Raw genomic sequence first — 18,284 nt, 5'->3', positions numbered from 1 at the left:
AGCCTGCGGCAGCTGCTACGGGCTTGAGTCCCCCATTAATCCATAGACCCCGACGAGGTACCTCCTTGGAGGAATAGGCTCGTTCGCTATTCCGGTTCAGGCTTTGGGCCATACCCTCATCTACGGGAAAGCCTGGATATGGCCCATCTGACGCAACGCAGTTTCGAACCCCTGAACATTGCCGTGCTGACCATCAGCGATACGCGCACCTTTGACACCGACACTTCAGGACAGACCCTGGCGGATTTGCTGCAAACGGCCGGGCATGTGCTGATCGATCGCGGCCTGGTCAAGGACGACATTTATCAGATCCGCGCAACGGTCTCCCAGTGGATCGCCGACCCCCGGGTGCAAGTCATATTGATGACTGGCGGCACCGGTTTCACCGCTCGTGACAACACACCGCAAGCGGTGCTGCCACTGCTGGACAAACATGTGGAAGGCTTCGGCGAATTGTTCCGCCAGGTGTCGCTGGAGGAGATTGGCATGTCCAGTCTGCAGTCCCGGGCACTGGCCGGGATGAGTAACGGTGTACTGGTGTGCTGCGTTCCTGGCTCGCCGGGTGCCTGCCGGACTGCCTGGAACAAGATTCTGCTCGAGCAACTGGACAGTCGCACCGGCCCGTGTAACTTCGCCCCGCATTTGAAAGCGCAAGCACAGCGGGTCATCGACGCCTGCGAGACACGCTCATGAGCGGCCGGGTGTGCGACCTCGGCAACCTGATGCCCGTGGACGAGGCCATCAGCCGTCTGCTCGACCAGGCGCCACCACCACCCCTGGCGCAAATGGTCCGTCTGGACCAAGCCATGGGGCGGGTACTGGCGGTGGACATTCATTGCCCGGTGAACCTGCCGGCCTGGGACAACAGTGCCATGGACGGGTATGCCCTCAGGGCTGGTGACCTGCCAGCGGAAGGTGGCTGTTTGACGATTGGCGGGCGAATTGCGGCGGGGGATCAGGCGCGCTCGCCCTTGCTTGCGCAGCAAACGGTGCAGATCTTTACCGGCGCGCCATTGCCACCGGGTGCCGATACCGTCGTGCCGCAAGAGCGCTGCCGGGTCGAAGGCGAGCGAGTCTGGTTCCCGCCCGTAGCCGTTGGCGATCACGTGCGCAAGGAAGGGGAGGAAGTTCGCCGCGGGCATCTGCTGCTCAAGGCTGGCAAACGCTTGCGCGCACAAGAACTGGGGTTGCTGGCCGGCGCCGGGATCGCCCGGGTCGAGGTCTATAGGCCGTTGCAAGTGTGCCTGCTCAGCAGCGGTAATGAACTGCGCGAGCCGGGCGATTCCTTGGCACCGGGGCAGATCTACAACAGCAACCGGTATTGCCTTGCTGCGTTGTTGCGTGGCTGGGGCGTCGAGGTGCATGACTATGGCGTCATGGCCGATGAGTTGGTGGCCAGCCGGCATGCCTTGAGCCTGGCGTCTTCGGAATGCGACTTGCTGTTGAGCTCCGGTGGCGTGTCGGTCGGCGAGGAAGATCACCTCAAACAGGCCATCGAGGAACTGGGCAGTGTGGATTTCTGGCGGCTGGCCATCCAGCCGGGTAAGCCATTGGCCTATGGCGAAGTGGCCGGTAAACCGTGGATCGGTATGCCGGGAAACCCGTCAGGGGCGCTGATTACCGCGTTGGTGGTGGTGCGTCCGTTCCTGCTCCGGGCCCAGGGCGTGACTGACGTGCTGCCAGTGCCGTTGGCTGTACCCGCCGGGTTCGACTGGTTGCAGCGTAACAAGCGTCGACAATACCTGCGGGCCAGGTTGATTCCCGGTGCCGATGGCCAGTTGAGTGTGGAACTGCACCCTCAGCAAAGCTCGGCCATGTTGACCGCCGCGTGCTGGGCCGACGGGCTGGCGGTGATCGAGTGCGAGCAGCAAGTGCTCAAGCACGACAACGTGATGTTCCTGTCCTTCGCCGACCTGATGCAGTGATGGCAATTGATTGCCGTCAAGGCTGTGCCTGCCGGTCTGGCTAGACTGTGTGGCGAGGGAGCTTGCTCCCGCTGGGTCGCGAAGCGGCCCTGTTATTCAGGCCTGCTGCGCAGTCCAGCGTCGGAACGCCGCCCGGAGCAAGCTCGCTCGCCACAAGCGCATTCCAACCATGGCTGATCAGGCTCCGGACTGCGCTTTTTGATGAGGATTACCCATGCAACTGGTCTGCCCGGCAGGGAATCTGCCTGCGCTTAAAGCGGCGGTGCGCCAAGGCGCCGATGCCGTGTATGTCGGCTTTCGCGATGACACCAATGCCCGGCATTTCGCGGGGTTGAACATGGACGACAAACAGTTCGACGCCGCCGTCGCCCACATCCGCCAACATCAACGCAAACTCTACGTCGCGGTCAACACGTACCCACAACCCAAGGGGTGGGAGCGCTGGCAACGGGCGGTGGATCGTGCCGCCGATTTCGGCGTCGATGCGCTGATCGCCGCCGACCCCGGGGTGCTCGACTATGCCAGTCAGCGTCACCCGCAATTGGCCCTGCATCTGTCGGTTCAGGGGTCGGCAACCCATGCCGCGGCGCTGGAATTTTATGCGCAGCGCTACGGCATTCGTCGCGCGGTATTGCCGCGGGTGTTGTCGTTGGCGCAGGTACGTCAAGTCGCCGCCAGCAGCCCGGTGCCCATCGAAGTCTTTGGCTTCGGCAGCTTGTGCATCATGGCCGAAGGGCGTTGCCACCTGTCTTCCTACATTACCGGTGAGTCGCCGAACCTGTGCGGTGTCTGTTCGCCAGCCAAAGCCGTGCGTTGGAGCGAGGACGCCGAAGGCTTGAGCGCGCGCCTCAGCGAAGTGCTGATCGATCGCTACACCCCTGACGAATCGGCCGGTTACCCGACCTTGTGCAAAGGCCGTTTTCTGGTCGATGGCAAACGCTTTCATGCGCTGGAGGAGCCCACCAGCCTCGACACCCTGGACTTGCTCCCGGAATTGACGGCCATTGGCGTCGAAGCGGTGAAAATCGAGGGCCGCCAACGCAGCCCGGCGTATGTCGAACAAGTCACCCGGGTCTGGCGCGCGGCACTGGACGCTCACCGTGGCGCGCCCGGCAGTTTTCGGGTCAAGGAAGAATGGCGTCAGGTGCTGGCCGGTTTGTCCGAAGGCAGCCAGACCACCCTGGGCGCTTATCATCGATCATGGCAATGAGGGACGCGACATGAAGCTCAGCCTGGGACCGGTCCTGTTTTATTGGGACAAAGAGCAACTCAGCAACTTTTACGCCGACATGTCGACCTTGCCCCTGGACGTGATTTATCTGGGGGAAACCGTGTGCTCCAAACGCCGGGCCTTTTCCCTGGATCAATGGCTGGGGCTGGGGCGCGAGTTACAGGAATGCAGCCAGGCACAGTTGGTGCTTTCCAGCCTGACGCTGATCGAGGCTGCCTCCGAACTCTCCAGCCTGCGCCGGCTGTGCGACAACGGCGAGTTGTTGGTGGAGGCCAACGACATGGGCGCGGTGCATTTCCTGGCCGAGCGCAAGTTACCGTTCGTGGGCGGCCCGGCGCTCAATCTGTACAACGGCCACTCATTGGCACAATTACTCGACAGCGGAATGACTCGCTGGGTGCCGCCCGTGGAGTGTTCGGCGACGCTGATCAGCGACGTGATCGGGCAAGTGCGCGAGCTGGGCCGTGCAGTGCCGGAAGTTGAAATCTTCGCCTATGGGCACCTGCCGTTGGCCTATTCCGCCCGCTGCTTCACTGCCCGTGCAGAAAACCGGCCCAAGGACGACTGCCGGTTCTGCTGCATCAACTACCCCGATGGCCTGGCGCTGACCAGCCAGGAGGGGCAACCACTGTTTACCCTTAACGGTATTCAAACGATGTCGGCCGAGGTGACCAACCTGCTGGCCGATTACGCCGGACTGGTGGCCTGTGGTGCCGATCTGTTGCGCTTGAGCCCTCGTGCTCAGGGCATGGACGAAGTGATCGCGGCCTATCAACGGGTTCGTCTGGGCGAAACACCGCCGCTGTTCGTCGAAGGTTGCAATGGCTATTGGCATGGTCAGGCCGGCATGCTGCGCGTCGAGGAGGTTGGCCTGTGCTGAATCGAAAGAAGTGGCTGTCGAAAGGCGCCGACCGGTTGTTGCCACTGGTGCGCCGGGTGCCTTTTGCCGTGCAGCGCCTGGCGTTGCAGCAGACGCTGAATCGCTGCCTCGCCGAGCCATTGCGCGAGGGCGAGTTCGAAGTGCTGCGCGGGCGCTGGCTGTGCTTGCGGATTCCGGACCTGGGTTTGTCCTGGTACCTGACGCTCAGTCGTCAGGGCTTGCGGATTGCCGAGCACGCTACGGCGAACGTGACCATCAGCGGTAACTGGCGCGAATTTTTATTGCTGGCCAGCCGTCAGGAAGATCCCGACACGTTGTTCTTTCGCCGGCGGCTGGTCATCGAGGGTGATACCGAACTGGGGCTGGCGCTGAAGAACCTGATTGACAGCCTTGATCCCGATGTTCTGCCCGTGTGGTTGTGGCGCAATCTGGAGCGAGCGGGGAAGGGCTTGGCGGCGGGATGACCAACGTAGATTAAATGTGGGAGCGAGCAGGTCGAATCGTCGCACCGCCGCTCCCACAGTTGGATTTTCGTTGGCCCTCAGGCCATCGTTTACTGTAATGCTGTTCACTTAAGCCGTAATGCGATCTGTAGCAGCTGTCGAGCCTGCGAGGCTGCGTTCGGCGGCGAAGCCGTCGTGAATCCGGCTAGTGCGGTCTGCCTGACACGCCGCAATCACTGGTTTGACGACGGCTTCGCCGCCGAACGCAGCCTTCGGCAGCTGCTACAAGGAATGCGTCGCGGCTGAAATTGCTTAAGTGAACAGCATTAATCGTTTACTGGCGGCTTCCGTGCTGTCGGGCATCACTGGCAATCAACTGCCTGATCCCTTCAAACAACTCATCACTCTGCGCCAGCGTGCAGTCCTCGCCATAGCGTTTGCGCAGCCCGTAGTGGCTGAGGATCAGGTGCACGTCCGCGTGCAGGCCATGTTGCTTGAGGCAGTTCTCGACGCATTGCAGCGGGCAGCCGTCCAGCGCGAAGATCCGGCGCCCCGAGCGCGCTTTGTTGACCAGCGCTGCCACATGCCCGCCGACACCAACGATGCAGGACATTTCAGCGAGACCACTGCGATCCAGGCGCACGGCCAGGGTGTTGGCCAGTTGGGCGACGTTGGAGCAGCCTGAGCAGGAGTAAACCAAAGGCAGGGTTGAACGGGGCATTTGCACTCTCCGTGGATGGGCTCTGTCAGTGTGCAAGAGGTGTGGATGGGTACCTTGATGACGGTCAATTCCGGCTATTGGAAAGCGGCCAGTTCCTCTTCAGCGAGGATGCTGATGTGGCGTCGCTCCATGGCAATCAGGCCGCTTTCCACCAGGCGATGCAGTATCCGCGAAAAGGTTTCCGGCTGAATTCCCAGCTTCGACGCCACCAGGCGTTTGGACATCTGCAAGACAATCTGGCCGGTCACCGGGTGGCGTTCCTGGAACAGGAAATTGATCACCCGACGGCTCGCACTGGCCATGGTCAAGGTATCGATATCGCGCAGACGCAGGTGCAGGTGAACGCTCATGCTCGCCAGGATGGCCAGGCAGACTTTCGGCTGGTCCTCCAGGGCATTGCGGTAATGGTTGCCGTCGATGCTCACCAGCACGCTGTCCTTCAGCGCGGTGGCGCTCACCGGATACAGACGAGCCTGGCTGAACAGCAAGGCTTCGGCAAAAGTCTGGCCGGGCTGAATGATCTCCACCAGGTTCTCCTGGCCTTCGCCGGTGAGTCGGTACAACTTGACCTGGCCGCTGACCAGCAGGAAAAAACGCCTGGCCGGATCCCCTTGATGCATGAGCGTACTGTGACAACTCAGGCGTTTGAGCATGGCCAGGCCGCAGACTTCCTCGAAGACTTTCTCCGGCAGTTGGCTGAACAGATGATGACGGCGCAACGTTAAAACGATGGAAGGGTGAGTCAGCATGGCGTACCTCCGCTGACGACCATAGTAGAGAGCGCAGGCTCGATGACCTATGCCTCTGCAGGCCTACCTCCAAAGAGGAATACCCTTCAGCCGGCGTTGCGCAGATGTTCCATGGCCCACACCGCCGCCTCTACTCGTGAGCGCAAGCCGAGTTTGTGCAACAGGTTTTTGACGTGAACCTTGACCGTGCCTTCGGTGATGCCCAGTTTGTGCCCGATGACCTTGTTGCTGAAGCCGCTGGCGATGGTTTTCAGCACCTGACGCTCACGCTCGGTCAGTTCCACCACGGCCTGACGCGCAGGAGCACGCAGTGCTTGCGCCATGACTTGGGTCAGTCCCGGGCTGATCACCAGCGCGCCGTTCAGGGCATCGCGGATGTACTGAATCAACAGTTCGGGCTCCATGTCCTTGAGCAGATAGCCGTCGGCATCCAGGCGCAGTGCATCGCGAATATCGTCTTCGGCGTCCGATACCGTAAACAGCAGCACTTTGCCGGTGTAGTGCATGGCTCGTAGTCGGCGCAGGGTTTCGATGCCATTCATTTGCGGCATGTTGTTGTCGAGCAAAACCAGGTCCGGCTGAAGCGGCTCAATCAGACTGAGTGCTTCTTCACCCTGGCTGGCTTCGCCGACGATCAGGAAATCATCTTCGAGTTCGAGCATCTGGCGAATGCCGTGACGCATCATCGGGTGATCGTCTACCAGCAGGATTTTGTGTTGTGGGGACGGGGTCATGTGGCGCTACCTTCTGTTTGCTGCCCGAGAAACTCCGGGTGGAATTCCAGTTGGACACGGGTGCCTTGGGGCTCCCTGGAAAATATCTGCAGTTGGCCGCGCAGGCTGCGAGCCCGCTCATCCATGATGTTCAGGCCGTGGTGTTCGCGCTGGTCGACATTGCCACTGAACCCACGCCCGTCGTCTTCGACCGACAACCTGACGGTCTCGCCATCCTGGCGCAGTTGCAGCCAGGCGTTTTGCGCATGGGCGTGGCGCAGGCAGTTGGAGAGCGCCTCGCGGGTGATCTGCAAAATGTGGATTTGTTCGCTGGCCGATAGCTGAAAGGCCAGCGTGTCGACGTGCAGGTGCACCTGAAATTCTCCGCGACGGGAAAACTCCTCGGCCGTGTCCTTGAGTTCCTGTACCAGTCCCGCGTCGTGAATCTGCAAGCGAAACGTGGTCAGCAACTCGCGCAACTGGCGATAGGCATTGTTCAGTCCCTCGCGCAATTCGCTGGTGACGGTTTCCAGGGTCTGGACCGGTTCGCCCCGGCGCATCAGGGTTTGCATGCGGCTGACTTGCAGCTTCATGTAGGACAGGGCCTGGGCCAGTGAATCGTGCAGCTCGCGGGCGATGATCGTGCGTTCTTCGAGCAGTAGCAGGCGATGATCCTGTTCCCGTTGACGCTTGAGCGAGAGCGAGGTGCCGATCAGATTGGCCAGGGCCTGGATCAGTTGGGTTTCCCAGGCTTGCATGGGGTGCCCGTCGACAAAGTGCGCCTTGAGTTCCCCCAGTTCACTGCCCTGGTTGCTGATGCTGAAGATTTGCGGGTTGGTTTTAGGGTGTCGCTGGCACGTGGCGCAGTCGCTGCTGGCACAGACTTCCCGGATGTTCGCGCCATGCAGGGCGAGCAGCTGCTGGGCCGGTGCCTGCAACTGTCCCTGCAGGCACAGCGACAGGCGCAAGCCGGGCAGGCGTTGCTGGAAGCGCCGAATCAACTCATCCAGGCCTTCGGCATTGGCCAGGCGTGTGGCCAGGCTTCGGCTGCTTTGATACAGAAGCTCCAGGGCGGCATTGGCTTGTTGCAGGTTCAGGGTTTTTTGCCGGACCTGACTTTCCAGGGTGCGATGCGACTCTTCGATCGTCTCGGCCATGGTGTTGAAACTCATGGCCAACTGGCCCAGCTCATCCTCGGACTGATGGTTGACCCGCACCTTGAAGTCGCCGCGACGAAAGCGCTGGGTTGCATCCACCAACTCCTTCAAAGGGGTAACGACGCCGTACTGCAGTTCGTAGAGCCCGAGCAGCAGGACGATCATGGTGGTGAACAGGGCCAGGCCCTGGATCGCCTGTTGCCAGCCTTGCTTTTGTTCGCTTTGGCGTTGCAACAGATCGACGAACTGGTTCAGTTGCTCAACGAAGGACTGCGCCTGGGCCTGAAAGGCCGCCGCATCGCCGCGCTCCAGTGCCGGACGCAAATCCTCATTCCAGTGTTGCTGGATTTGCCCATAACTGAGTTGCAATGCGGTGGTCGGGCCATCTTCCAGTACCGCTTTGAGAGAGTGGCTGTCCAAGCGGTTTTGCAGGCTGTCGATGATGGTGGTGATTTCTTCGTCGGCGACGCCAGCGGCGAGTTTCCAGCTCAGGTGATAGGTCTCCATGCGCACCGAGCCTGCGGTGTTGATGGCAGCGGCATCGCCCTGGCTGAACCAGGCGATCAGCCCGGCGCTCAATGAACTGGCGAGCGCCAGCACGGCGATCAGGATCACCGCCAGCCCGGCGCGAGCGGGCAGGGAGCTGCGCAACCAGCGGATCATCGGCGCAGGTCCGGGAAAGCGATAAGAAAACAGAGCATGCACGTTCCAGCGTGGGGTTTTGCCGCCGTTCCTGGGCGAGCTACCTCTAAAGAGTTGTCGACAGTTCCTTGTCGGCAAAAGCGTGGGTTGAAACCCTTAACAAGCTGATAAATAAAGGTTTTCAAGGTTTTCTAGCACTACCTCCTTGGAGGTAGGCGGGCTAAGCATAGGCTTAGGCCCACATGGGCATCGTTGACCTGGGTCAAGTTTTTGCGGGGTTTGCCTCTCTAGTCTGCCGCCATGGCTAATTGACGGGAGAGCATTGTGACCCAACCGCGTGTACGACAAGGCTTGGTGCTGGGCATGAGCACGCTGGCCTTCACTGTGTGCTTCATGGTCTGGATGATGTTTGCCGTGCTCGGCGTGCCGATCAAGGAATTGCTCCAGCTCAACGAAACCCAATTCGGCCTGCTGGCCGCGACCCCGGTGCTGACCGGCTCGCTGGTGCGTTTGCCGCTGGGGTTGCTGACCGACCGATTTGGCGGGCGCAGCGTGTTTTTCCTGCTGATGCTGACTTGCGTCACGCCGCTGTACTTGATCAGTCACGCCACCGCCTACTGGCAGTTCCTGGTACTGGGTTTGTTCGTCGGCCTGGCCGGTGGCTCGTTTTCCGTTGGGATTGCCTACGTCGCCAAATGGTTCGACAAGGAGAACCAGGGCTTCGCCATGGGCATCTTCGGTGCCGGTAACGCCGGGTCGGCGGTGACCAAGTTCCTGGCCCCGGCGCTGATCGCCGCCGGCAGCTGGCAGCTGGTGCCGAAAGTCTTCAGTGCGATCTTGTTTATCACTGCGCTGCTGTTCTGGTTCCTGACCTCAGAAAACAAGGGCCATCGTAGTGCCACGGGCGCCAGCTTGCGTGAGCAACTGCGCTCACTGAAAGATCCTGCGGTGTGGCGCTACTGCCAGTACTACTCGATCGTCTTCGGCGGCTACGTTGCCCTGGCACTGTGGATGACCAAGTACTACGTGCAGGAATACGGTTTCAGCTTGCAAAGCGCGGCGCTGCTGGCGGCCTGTTTCTCCCTGCCCGGCGGCGTACTGCGTGCTGTCGGCGGCTGGATGTCGGATCGCTGGGGGGCGCAAAGCGTGACCTGGTGGGTGTTGTGGGTCAGCTGGATCTGCCTGTTCCTGCTCTCGTATCCCCAGACCCAACTGCAAGTGCAGACCATCGACGGCCCGCTGGATTTCCACATTGGCCTGAGCCCCGCGTTGTTCACCGTGCTGCTGTTCGTCATGGGCATCGCCTTCGCATTCGGCAAGGCCTCGGTTTTCAAATACATCGCCAATGAATACCCGAAAAACATGGGCGCGGTGTCCGGCATCGTCGGCCTGGCGGGTGGCCTGGGCGGTTTCGTGCTGCCGATCCTGTTCGGCGCCCTGGTGGATCTCACCGGCGTGCGCTCTTCCTGCTTCATGTTGATGTACGGCGTGGTCTGGGTCTCTCTCACCTGGATGTACTTCAGCGAAATACGCAAAAGCCCGGTGCTTGGTAAAGAGCCGCTGCTGATCCCGTCCCCGATTTCCAGCATTGCCCAAGGAGAAGAACATGTCCGTTCTGCAAACGCCTGACAAAGGCCCGGTCATTCATGACTGGCGCCCCGAGGACCCCGCGTTCTGGGGAAGTAGCGGCAAACAGACCGCCACTCGCAACTTGTGGATTTCCATTCCTGCGCTGTTGTTGGCCTTTGCGGTGTGGATGGTCTGGAGCACGGTGATTGTGCGCTTGAACGCCATCGGCTTCAGCTTCACCACCGACCAACTGTTCTGGCTGGCGGCATTGCCGGGGCTGTCCGGTGCGACCTTGCGGGTCTTCTATTCCTTTATGGTGCCGATCTTCGGCGGCCGGCGCTGGACCGCCCTGAGCACTGCGTCGCTGCTGCTGCCATCGATCTGGATGGGCTTCGCCGTGCAGGACCCGAGCACCTCCTACAGCGTGTTCGTGTTGATTGCCTTGCTCTGCGGTTTCGGTGGCGGCAACTTCGCCTCGAGCATGTCCAACATCAGCTTCTTCTATCCCAAGTCCCAGCAGGGCACAGCGCTGGGCCTCAACGCCGGACTGGGCAACCTGGGCGTCTCGGTGATGCAGTTCTGTGTGCCGCTGGTGATTACCTTCGGTGTGTTCGGCTTCATGGGCGGCTCCTCGCAAGCGTTGCCGGACGGCGGTCAGTTGTGGCTGCAGAACGCCGGGTTCATCTGGGTGCCATTTATCGTCCTGGTGACGGTGTTGGCCTGGTTCGGCATGAATGACCTGTCCAGCGCCCGGGCCTCGTTCAGCGAACAGGCAGTGATCTTCAAGCGCAAGCACAACTGGCTGATGTGCTGGTTGTACCTGGCGACTTTCGGTTCGTTCATCGGCTTTTCCGCCGCGTTTCCGCTGCTGATCAAAACCTCCTTTCCGGATGTCATTGCCTTGAAATTCGCCTTCCTTGGCCCATTGGTCGGTGCGCTGGTACGGCCATTGGGCGGCTGGCTGGCGGACAAGCTCGGTGGCGCGAAAGTGACCCTGTGGAACTTCGTGGCGATGATCGCGATGGTCTTCGGCGTGATGCACTTCTTGCCGCAGAACGGCGCGGGCGGCAGCTTCTACGGCTTCCTCGGCTTGTTCATGCTGCTGTTCATCACCACTGGCGTGGGCAACGGCTCCACCTTCCGGATGATCCCGGTGATCTTCCGCACGCAGCACGAAAAAGCCTCGGCCGGGAAATCGCCAGCCGTGCGTGAACAGGCGCTCAAGGATGCCGGCAAGGAATCGGCCGCCGTCCTGGGCTTCAGTTCGGCCATGGGCGCCTTCGGTGCGTTCTTCATTCCCAAATCCTTCGGCACTTCGATGGCCCAGACCGGCGGCCCTGAGATGGCCTTCTACATGTTCGTCGTTTTTTACCTGAGCTGCATCGTGGTGACCTGGTGGTGGTACGCGCGCAAAGGCGCCGCGACACCCTGCTGAGACGACCTGAATCCAACCATTGCGTGGGCGGGGCACAGAACCCCGCAGCAAGCCTGAGAGGACACACCGTGAGTCATTTACTGGATCAACTGCGGTTTTTCAATCGCAAGCAAAACGAGTTTTCCGATGGTCATGGAGAGACTCGCAAAGAGTCTCGCGACTGGGAGAACGTCTACCGATCGCGCTGGCAGTACGACAAGATCGTGCGTTCCACCCACGGGGTGAACTGCACCGGCTCGTGCTCGTGGAAAATCTACGTCAAGAACGGCCTGATCACCTGGGAAACCCAGCAGACCGATTACCCGCGCACCCGCAACGATTTGCCTAACCACGAACCTCGCGGTTGCCCGCGTGGCGCCAGTTACAGCTGGTACATCTACAGCGCCAACCGCCTCAAGTACCCGAAAATCCGCAAGCCGTTGCTCAAGCTCTGGCGCGAGGCGCGGCAGACCATGGCGCCGGTGGAAGCCTGGGCCAGCATTGTCGAGAACAAGGCCAAGGCCGACTCCTATAAAAGCAAGCGCGGCATGGGGGGCTTCATTCGCTCCAACTGGGAGGAAGTCAACGAGATCATTGCCGCGTCCAACGTCTACACCATCAAGCAATACGGCCCGGACAGGATCGTCGGTTTCTCGCCGATTCCGGCCATGTCGATGGTCAGCTATGCCGCGGGTTCGCGTTATCTGTCGCTGATCGGCGGTGCGTGCCTGAGTTTCTATGACTGGTACTGCGACTTGCCACCGGCCTCGCCGATGGTCTGGGGCGAGCAAACCGACGTGCCGGAATCGGCCGACTGGTACAACTCCAACTACATCATTGCCTGGGGCTCCAACGTCCCGCAGACCCGTACCCCCGATGCGCACTTTTTTACCGAAGTCCGTTACAAGGGCACCAAGACCGTCGCCATCACCCCCGACTACTCGGAAGTCGCCAAGCTCACCGACCTGTGGCTCAACCCCAAGCAGGGTACCGATGCGGCGCTGGCCCAGGCGTTCAATCATGTGATCTTCAAAGAGTTTCACCTGGACAAACCGAGCGCGTATTTCACCGACTACGCCAAGCGCTTCACCGATTTGCCGGTGCTGGTGCTGCTCAAACAAATGGTCGACAAGGCGCCGGGCGCCGGTTACCAGCCGGACCGTTTCTTGCGCGCCTCGGACCTTACCGACAACCTCGGCCAGGAAAACAACCCGGAATGGAAAACCATCGCGCTGGATGTCAGCGGTGAACTGGTTTCTCCTCAGGGCTCCATCGGTTATCGCTGGGGCGAGAAGGGCAAGTGGAACATCCTGCCTCGTGAAGGCGGTGAAGGGCGTGAGATCGATCTGAAGCTGAGCCTGATCGGCGATGACGTCGCCGAAGTGGCGTTCCCGTATTTTGCCGGCGAGTCCCACGAGCACTTCCAGCACGTCGCTGGCGATGCCGTGCAATACCGCCGCGTGCCGGTGCACAACGTGGTACTGGCCGATGGCAGTGTGGCCAAAGTCGCCACTGTGTTCGACCTGTCGGCCGCCAATCTGGCGATCGATCGTGGCCTGGGTGGCGCTAACGTCGCCAAGGACTACAACGATGCAAGCGTACCCGGCACCCCGGCCTGGCAGGAGCAGATCACCGGCGTCAGCCGCGAGAAAGCGATCCAGATCGCCCGCGAGTTCGCCGATAACGCCGACAAGACCAAGGGGCGCTCGATGATCATCGTCGGCGCGGCGATGAACCACTGGTACCACATGGACATGAACTACCGCGGGCTGATCAACATGCTCATGCTCTGCGGGTGTGTCGGCCAGACCGGTGGCGGTTGGGCGCACTATGTCGGTCAGGAAAAACTGCGTCCGCAATGCGGCTGGCTGCCCCTGGCGTTCGGCCTGGACTGGAACCGTCCGCCACGGCAGATGAACGGCACCAGCTTCTTCTACGCCCACAGTTCGCAATGGCGCCACGAGAAGATGAGCATGCACGACGTGCTCTCGCCGCTGGCCGATAAATCACAGTTTCCCGAGCATGCCCTGGACTACAACATCCGTGCCGAACGCGCCGGCTGGTTGCCCAGCGCACCGCAACTCAACACCAACCCGCTGCACATTTGCCGCGATGCCGCGGCAGCCGGCATGGACCCGAAAGACTACGTGGTCAAGTCGCTGCAAGACGGCTCGCTGCGCTTCTCCTGCGAACAGCCGGACAGCCCGGTGAACTTCCCGCGCAACATGTTTATCTGGCGTTCCAACCTGCTGGGCTCCTCGGGCAAGGGCCACGAGTACATGCTCAAGTACCTGCTCGGCACCAAGAATGGGGTGATGAACGAAGACATCGGCCAGGTCGGGGATTGCAAACCCGAAGAAGCCGAATGGGTGGACGAGGGCGCCATCGGCAAGCTCGATCTGGTCACCACGCTGGATTTCCGCATGTCCTCGACCTGCGTCTATTCCGACATCGTCTTGCCGACCGCGACCTGGTACGAAAAGGACGACATGAACACCTCGGACATGCACCCGTTCATTCACCCGCTGTCGGCCGCCATCGACCCGGCGTGGGAATCGCGTTCCGACTGGGAAATCTACAAAGGCATCGCCAAGGCCTTTTCCAGCATGGCTGAAGGGCATCTGGGCGTTGAGAAGGACCTGGTGACCATTCCGCTGATGCACGACAGCGTCGGTGAACTGGCTCAACCTTTTGGCGGCACCGACTGGAAAAGCGCCGGCGTGGCCCCAGTGCCAGGCAAGAACGCGCCGAACCTGCATGTGGTGGAGCGTGATTACCCGAACATTTACAAGCAGTTTTCCTCGCTGGGGCCATTGCTGGAAAAACACGGCAACGGTGGCAAGGGCATCAACTGGAACACCGACGCCGAAGTGAAATTCCTCGGTGCGCTCAATCACCGCGAAGGGGCTGCCGGGATCAGTCATGGCCGGCCGAAAATCGACTCGGCGATCGATGCTGCTGAAGTGATTCTGTCCCTGGCGCCGGAAACCAATGGCCACGTCGCCGTCAAGGCCTGGGCTGCGTTGTCGGAATTTACCGGCATCGATCACAGCCACCTGGCGTTATCCAAGGAACACGAGGCGATCCGATTCCGCGACATTCAGGCGCAGCCGCGCAAGATCATTTCCAGCCCTACCTGGTCGGGTCTCGAAGACGATCACGTCAGCTACAACGCCGGCTACACCAACGTTCACGAAGCCATCCCATGGCGCACCATCACCGGTCGCCAGCAGTTCTACCAGGATCACCCGTGGATGCAGGCATTCGGCGAGCAACTGATGAGTTACCGCCCGCCGGTCAACACCCGCACCATTGCAGGGGTGAAAGGCAAGCGCAGCAACGGTGAGACCGAAATCGTCCTGAACTGGATTACTCCGCACCAGAAATGGGGCATCCACAGCACTTACAGCGACAACCTGCTGATGCTGACCCTCAGCCGCGGCGGGCCGATTGTCTGGCTCTCGGAGAACGACGCGAAACGCGCCGGCATTGAAGACAACGACTGGATCGAATGCTTCAACGCCAACGGCGCGCTGACCGCACGAGCGGTGGTCAGCCAGCGGGTCAAGGACGGCATGGTGATGATGTACCACGCCCAGGAACGGATCGTGAACGTGCCTGGTTCGGAAACCACCAAGACCCGTGGCGGCCACCACAACTCGGTCACCCGCGTGGTGCTCAAACCGACCCACATGATCGGCGGCTATGCACAGCAGGCCTACGGTTTCAACTATTACGGCACGGTCGGTTGCAACCGCGATGAATTCGTCGTGGTACGCAAAATGGCCAAAGTCGACTGGCTCGATGGCTCAAACGGCGATGACCTGCCGCGTCCTCTGCCGACCGATATCGAGGAGAACTGAGATGAAGATTCGCTCACAGATCGGCATGGTCCTGAACCTGGATAAATGCATCGGTTGCCACACTTGTTCGATTACCTGCAAGAACGTCTGGACCAGCCGCGAAGGCATGGAATACGCCTGGTTCAACAACGTCGAATCGAAACCCGGCATCGGTTACCCGAAAGAATGGGAAAACCAGGACAAGTGGAAGGGCGGCTGGATCCGCAATGCCAACGGCACGATCAACCCGCGCATCGGCGGTAAATTCCGCGTGCTGGCAAACATTTTCGCCAACCCGGACCTGCCGAGCCTCGACGATTACTACGAACCGTTCGACTTCGATTACCAACACCTGCATACCGCGCCGCTGGGCGAGCATCAGCCCACCGCGCGCCCGCGTTCGCTGATCTCCGGCAAGCGCATGGAAAAAATCGAGTGGGGCCCGAACTGGGAAGAAATCCTCGGTACCGAGTTCGCCAAGCGCCGCAAGGACAAGAACTTCGACAAGATCCAGGCGGACATTTACGGCGAATACGAAAACACCTTCATGATGTATTTGCCGCGCCTGTGCGAGCACTGCCTCAACCCGGCGTGCGCGGCGTCGTGCCCGAGCGGGGCGATCTACAAGCGCGAAGAAGACGGCATTGTGCTGATCGACCAGGAAAAATGCCGTGGCTGGCGGATGTGCATCAGCGGCTGCCCGTACAAGAAGATCTATTTCAACTGGAAAAGCGGCAAATCCGAGAAGTGCATCTTCTGCTACCCGCGTATCGAAGCCGGGATGCCGACTGTTTGCGCCGAAACCTGTGTCGGGCGTATCCGTTACCTCGGTGTGCTGCTGTATGACGCCGACCGCATCAGCGAAGTGGCGAGCACCGCCAATGAGCAAGACCTGTACGAGAAACAACTGGAGATCTTCCTCGATCCGAACGACCCGGCAGTGATTCGCCAGGCCCTGGCCGATGGCGTACCGCAGTCGGTGATTGATTCCGCCCAGCGTTCGCCGGTCTACAAAATGGCCGTGGACTGGAAACTCGCACTGCCGCTGCACCCGGAATACCGCACCTTGCCGATGGTCTGGTACGTACCGCCGCTGTCGCCGATCCAGAACGCCGCCACCGCCGGCACCGTGGGCATGAACGGGGTGATCCCGGATGTCGACAGCCTGCGTATTCCACTGAAGTACCTGGCGAACCTGCTGACAGCGGGCGATGAAAAACCGGTCAAGCGCGCACTTAAACGCTTGCTGGCGATGCGCGCCTACAAACGCTCCGAGCAAGTCGATGGCGTTCAGGACCTGCAAGTGTTGAAGGACGTCGGCTTGAGCGTGGCCCAGGTCGAAGAGATGTATCGCTACCTGGCGATTGCCAACTATGAAGACCGCTTTGTGGTACCGAGTGCCCACCGTGAAGACGCCATGAGCGACGCCTTTGCCGAGCGCTCCGGTTGCGGCTTCAGTTTCGGCAGCGGTTGCAGCGGCAGCTCCGACACCAACATGTTCGGTGCGAAGAAAGCCAACCGCCGCGACGTCCTGAAAACCGTCCAGTTGTGGGAGGAATGAGCATGCAAATTCTCAAAGTGATTTCGCTGCTGCTCGACTATCCGACCGAGACGCTGATTGGCGGGCGCGACGAACTGGAGCAAGCGATTATCCAGTCACGGGAAATCAGCCCTAAACAGCGCGGTGCGTTGTTCGAATTGCTGGAGTTGATCTGCGCCAATGACCTGATGGACGGGCAGGAGCACTACGGCGCGCTGTTCGGCCGGGGGCGTTCGCTGTCGTTGCTGTTGTTCGAGCATGTGCACGGCGAATCCCGCGATCGTGGCCAGGCCATGGTCGACATGATGGCGCAATACGAAGCCGCCGGTTTTGCCATCGGCGTCAAGGAGCTGCCGGACTATATCCCGCTGTACCTGGAGTTCCTGTCCACCCGCGAAGACCTCGAGGCCCGCGAGGGCCTGGCGGATGTTTCGCACTTGCTGGCCTTGCTCGCGGCGCGTCTGGAAGAGCGCGAAAGCGCCTATGCCAGTTGCTTCCGGGCGTTGCTGCAAATCGCCGGGGCCGAGCCGCATCAGGCGGTGGCCGACCTGCGGGCGCAGGTGGCGGCGGAACCGCGCGACGACTCCCTCGAAGCCCTCGACAAGATCTGGGAAGAGGAGGCCGTGGACTTTCTCCAGGCCGAACAGCAAGACCGTTGCAGTTCGTTGCCTGGCGCCCCGGGCAAGGCCCGGGAAGAAAGCGCCGTGCCGTTGCACTGGGTGGATTTTCAGCATGAAGGGTTGGCCACCGTGCCAGCCAAGGAGGTAGGCAATGTCTAAATGGAACCTGTTGTTGTTCGGGATCTATCCCTATGTCGCTTTGGCGATTTGCCTGATTGGCAGTTGGGCCCGTTTCGATCTGTCGCAGTACACCTGGAAGGCTGGCTCCAGCCAGATGCTCAACCAGCGCGGCATGCGCGTGGCGAGCAACCTCTTCCACATCGGTGTGCTGTTTGTACTGGCCGGGCATTTCGTCGGCCTGCTGACGCCTGCATCGGTTTATCACCATGTGATCAGCACCGAGAACAAGCAGTTGCTGGCGATGGTCTCCGGCGGGCTCTTCGGCCTGCTGTGCCTGATCGGCTTGCTGATGCTGGTCAATCGGCGGCTCACCGATCCTCGGGTACGTGCCGCCTCCAGCGCTTCGGACATTTTGATTCTGCTGGTGCTGCTGGTGCAGTTGCTGCTCGGTTTGCTGACGATTGCAGCGTCCACCTCGCACATGGACGGCTCGGTGATGGTGATGCTCGCCGACTGGGCGCAGAACACCGTGCTGTTGCGGCCGATGGAGGCGGCGGCGTCCATTGCGCCGGTCGGGCTGACCTACAAGCTGCATGTGTTTCTCGGCTTGACCCTGTTCGTGTTGTTCCCCTTCACCCGTCTCGTACACATCGTCAGTGCACCGATCTGGTACCTGGGGCGTCGTTATCAAATCGTTCGGCAGAAAGTCTGAGGAGAA

General features: G+C 60.8%; 15 protein-coding genes. 11 read left to right on the top strand and 4 right to left on the bottom strand.

Annotation, left to right across the window (positions count from 1 at the left end):
• The first annotated feature begins 138 nt into the window (after window positions 1-138).
• The 5 genes from moaB to ubiT all read left to right on the top strand — a co-directional run bounded on the left by moaB (window position 139) and on the right by ubiT (window position 4,500).
• A complete protein-coding gene (moaB, locus tag ACEN8R_RS12220) occupies window positions 139-693 on the top strand; it encodes a molybdenum cofactor biosynthesis protein B (protein ID WP_018927799.1) in 555 nt (184 codons plus the stop codon).
• Complete coding sequence (locus tag ACEN8R_RS12215; protein ID WP_192351175.1) at window positions 690-1,925, top strand: molybdopterin molybdotransferase MoeA; 1,236 nt, start codon at window positions 690-692, stop codon at window positions 1,923-1,925. The genes moaB and ACEN8R_RS12215 overlap by 4 nt, the downstream gene beginning before the upstream one ends.
• A gap of 214 nt (window positions 1,926-2,139) precedes the next feature.
• On the top strand, window positions 2,140-3,135 hold the full coding sequence (ubiU, locus tag ACEN8R_RS12210; RefSeq protein ID WP_064617223.1) for a ubiquinone anaerobic biosynthesis protein UbiU: 996 nt from the start codon (window positions 2,140-2,142) through the stop codon (window positions 3,133-3,135).
• 10 nt (window positions 3,136-3,145) lie between these two features.
• Window positions 3,146-4,036: a U32 family peptidase gene (locus ACEN8R_RS12205; protein WP_018927802.1), complete on the top strand. Its 891-nt coding sequence runs from the start codon at window positions 3,146-3,148 to the stop codon at window positions 4,034-4,036.
• Window positions 4,030-4,500 carry a ubiquinone anaerobic biosynthesis accessory factor UbiT gene (gene ubiT / locus ACEN8R_RS12200; protein ID WP_495624911.1) on the top strand — a complete coding sequence of 157 codons (471 nt, stop codon included), beginning with the start codon at window positions 4,030-4,032 and terminating at the stop codon, window positions 4,498-4,500. The genes ACEN8R_RS12205 and ubiT overlap by 7 nt, the downstream gene beginning before the upstream one ends.
• A gap of 313 nt (window positions 4,501-4,813) precedes the next feature.
• Here the strand turns inward: ubiT and ACEN8R_RS12195 are convergent, their stop codons facing one another.
• The 4 genes from ACEN8R_RS12195 to ACEN8R_RS12180 all read right to left on the bottom strand — a co-directional run bounded on the left by ACEN8R_RS12195 (window position 4,814) and on the right by ACEN8R_RS12180 (window position 8,482).
• Window positions 4,814-5,200, bottom strand: a complete 387-nt coding sequence (locus ACEN8R_RS12195; RefSeq protein ID WP_064617227.1) for a putative zinc-binding protein — start codon at window positions 5,198-5,200, stop codon at window positions 4,814-4,816.
• A 74-nt stretch (window positions 5,201-5,274) separates the two neighbouring features.
• Window positions 5,275-5,949 (bottom strand): Crp/Fnr family transcriptional regulator, encoded by a 675-nt coding sequence (locus ACEN8R_RS12190; protein ID WP_192351179.1) that lies wholly within the window; start codon window positions 5,947-5,949, stop codon window positions 5,275-5,277.
• Between the two features lie 86 nt (window positions 5,950-6,035).
• Window positions 6,036-6,683: a two-component system response regulator NarL gene (gene narL / locus ACEN8R_RS12185; RefSeq protein ID WP_018927806.1), complete on the bottom strand. Its 648-nt coding sequence runs from the start codon at window positions 6,681-6,683 to the stop codon at window positions 6,036-6,038.
• Complete coding sequence (locus ACEN8R_RS12180) at window positions 6,680-8,482, bottom strand: HAMP domain-containing protein (protein ID WP_018927807.1); 1,803 nt, start codon at window positions 8,480-8,482, stop codon at window positions 6,680-6,682. Before ACEN8R_RS12180 ends, narL begins: the two co-directional genes overlap by 4 nt.
• A 303-nt stretch (window positions 8,483-8,785) precedes the next feature.
• Here ACEN8R_RS12180 and ACEN8R_RS12175 point away from each other — a divergent pair, with 303 nt between their 5' ends.
• The 6 genes from ACEN8R_RS12175 to narI all read left to right on the top strand — a co-directional run bounded on the left by ACEN8R_RS12175 (window position 8,786) and on the right by narI (window position 18,278).
• On the top strand, window positions 8,786-10,090 hold the full coding sequence (locus ACEN8R_RS12175; RefSeq protein ID WP_018927808.1) for an MFS transporter: 1,305 nt from the start codon (window positions 8,786-8,788) through the stop codon (window positions 10,088-10,090).
• Window positions 10,068-11,465 (top strand): NarK family nitrate/nitrite MFS transporter, encoded by a 1,398-nt coding sequence (locus ACEN8R_RS12170; protein ID WP_018927809.1) that lies wholly within the window; start codon window positions 10,068-10,070, stop codon window positions 11,463-11,465. The genes ACEN8R_RS12175 and ACEN8R_RS12170 overlap by 23 nt, the downstream gene beginning before the upstream one ends.
• Before the next feature lie 68 nt (window positions 11,466-11,533).
• Window positions 11,534-15,307 carry a nitrate reductase subunit alpha gene (locus ACEN8R_RS12165; RefSeq protein WP_086945723.1) on the top strand — a complete coding sequence of 1,258 codons (3,774 nt, stop codon included), beginning with the start codon at window positions 11,534-11,536 and terminating at the stop codon, window positions 15,305-15,307.
• Window position 15,308: 1 nt separating this feature from the next.
• Window positions 15,309-16,847: a nitrate reductase subunit beta gene (narH, locus tag ACEN8R_RS12160; RefSeq protein ID WP_018927811.1), complete on the top strand. Its 1,539-nt coding sequence runs from the start codon at window positions 15,309-15,311 to the stop codon at window positions 16,845-16,847.
• 2 nt (window positions 16,848-16,849) lie between these two features.
• Window positions 16,850-17,605, top strand: a complete 756-nt coding sequence (gene narJ / locus ACEN8R_RS12155; protein ID WP_018927812.1) for a nitrate reductase molybdenum cofactor assembly chaperone — start codon at window positions 16,850-16,852, stop codon at window positions 17,603-17,605.
• Window positions 17,598-18,278: a respiratory nitrate reductase subunit gamma gene (gene narI, locus ACEN8R_RS12150; RefSeq protein ID WP_495624910.1), complete on the top strand. Its 681-nt coding sequence runs from the start codon at window positions 17,598-17,600 to the stop codon at window positions 18,276-18,278. Before narJ ends, narI begins: the two co-directional genes overlap by 8 nt.
• Window positions 18,279-18,284 lie beyond the last annotated feature (6 nt).

It is taken from the genome of Pseudomonas sp. Pseusp15 (genome assembly GCF_059492165.1).
This window is presented reverse-complemented; position numbering and strand designations above follow the sequence as displayed.

Bases quoted from the DNA above. Each gene is read 5' to 3' on its own strand.
- ubiU (WP_064617223.1), top strand. From the start codon at position 2,140: ATGCAACTGGTCTGCCCGGCAGGGAATCTGCCTGCGCTTAAAGCGGCG.
- ACEN8R_RS12170 (WP_018927809.1), top strand. From the start codon at position 10,068: ATGTCCGTTCTGCAAACGCCTGACAAAGGCCCGGTCATTCATGACTGG.
- ACEN8R_RS12190 (WP_192351179.1), bottom strand. From the start codon at position 5,949: ATGCTGACTCACCCTTCCATCGTTTTAACGTTGCGCCGTCATCATCTG.
- narJ (WP_018927812.1), top strand. From the start codon at position 16,850: ATGCAAATTCTCAAAGTGATTTCGCTGCTGCTCGACTATCCGACCGAG.
- ACEN8R_RS12195 (WP_064617227.1), bottom strand. From the start codon at position 5,200: ATGCCCCGTTCAACCCTGCCTTTGGTTTACTCCTGCTCAGGCTGCTCC.
- moaB (WP_018927799.1), top strand. From the start codon at position 139: ATGGCCCATCTGACGCAACGCAGTTTCGAACCCCTGAACATTGCCGTG.
- ACEN8R_RS12205 (WP_018927802.1), top strand. From the start codon at position 3,146: ATGAAGCTCAGCCTGGGACCGGTCCTGTTTTATTGGGACAAAGAGCAA.
- narL (WP_018927806.1), bottom strand. From the start codon at position 6,683: ATGACCCCGTCCCCACAACACAAAATCCTGCTGGTAGACGATCACCCG.
- ACEN8R_RS12180 (WP_018927807.1), bottom strand. From the start codon at position 8,482: ATGATCCGCTGGTTGCGCAGCTCCCTGCCCGCTCGCGCCGGGCTGGCG.
- narI (WP_495624910.1), top strand. From the start codon at position 17,598: ATGTCTAAATGGAACCTGTTGTTGTTCGGGATCTATCCCTATGTCGCT.
- narH (WP_018927811.1), top strand. From the start codon at position 15,309: ATGAAGATTCGCTCACAGATCGGCATGGTCCTGAACCTGGATAAATGC.
- ACEN8R_RS12215 (WP_192351175.1), top strand. From the start codon at position 690: ATGAGCGGCCGGGTGTGCGACCTCGGCAACCTGATGCCCGTGGACGAG.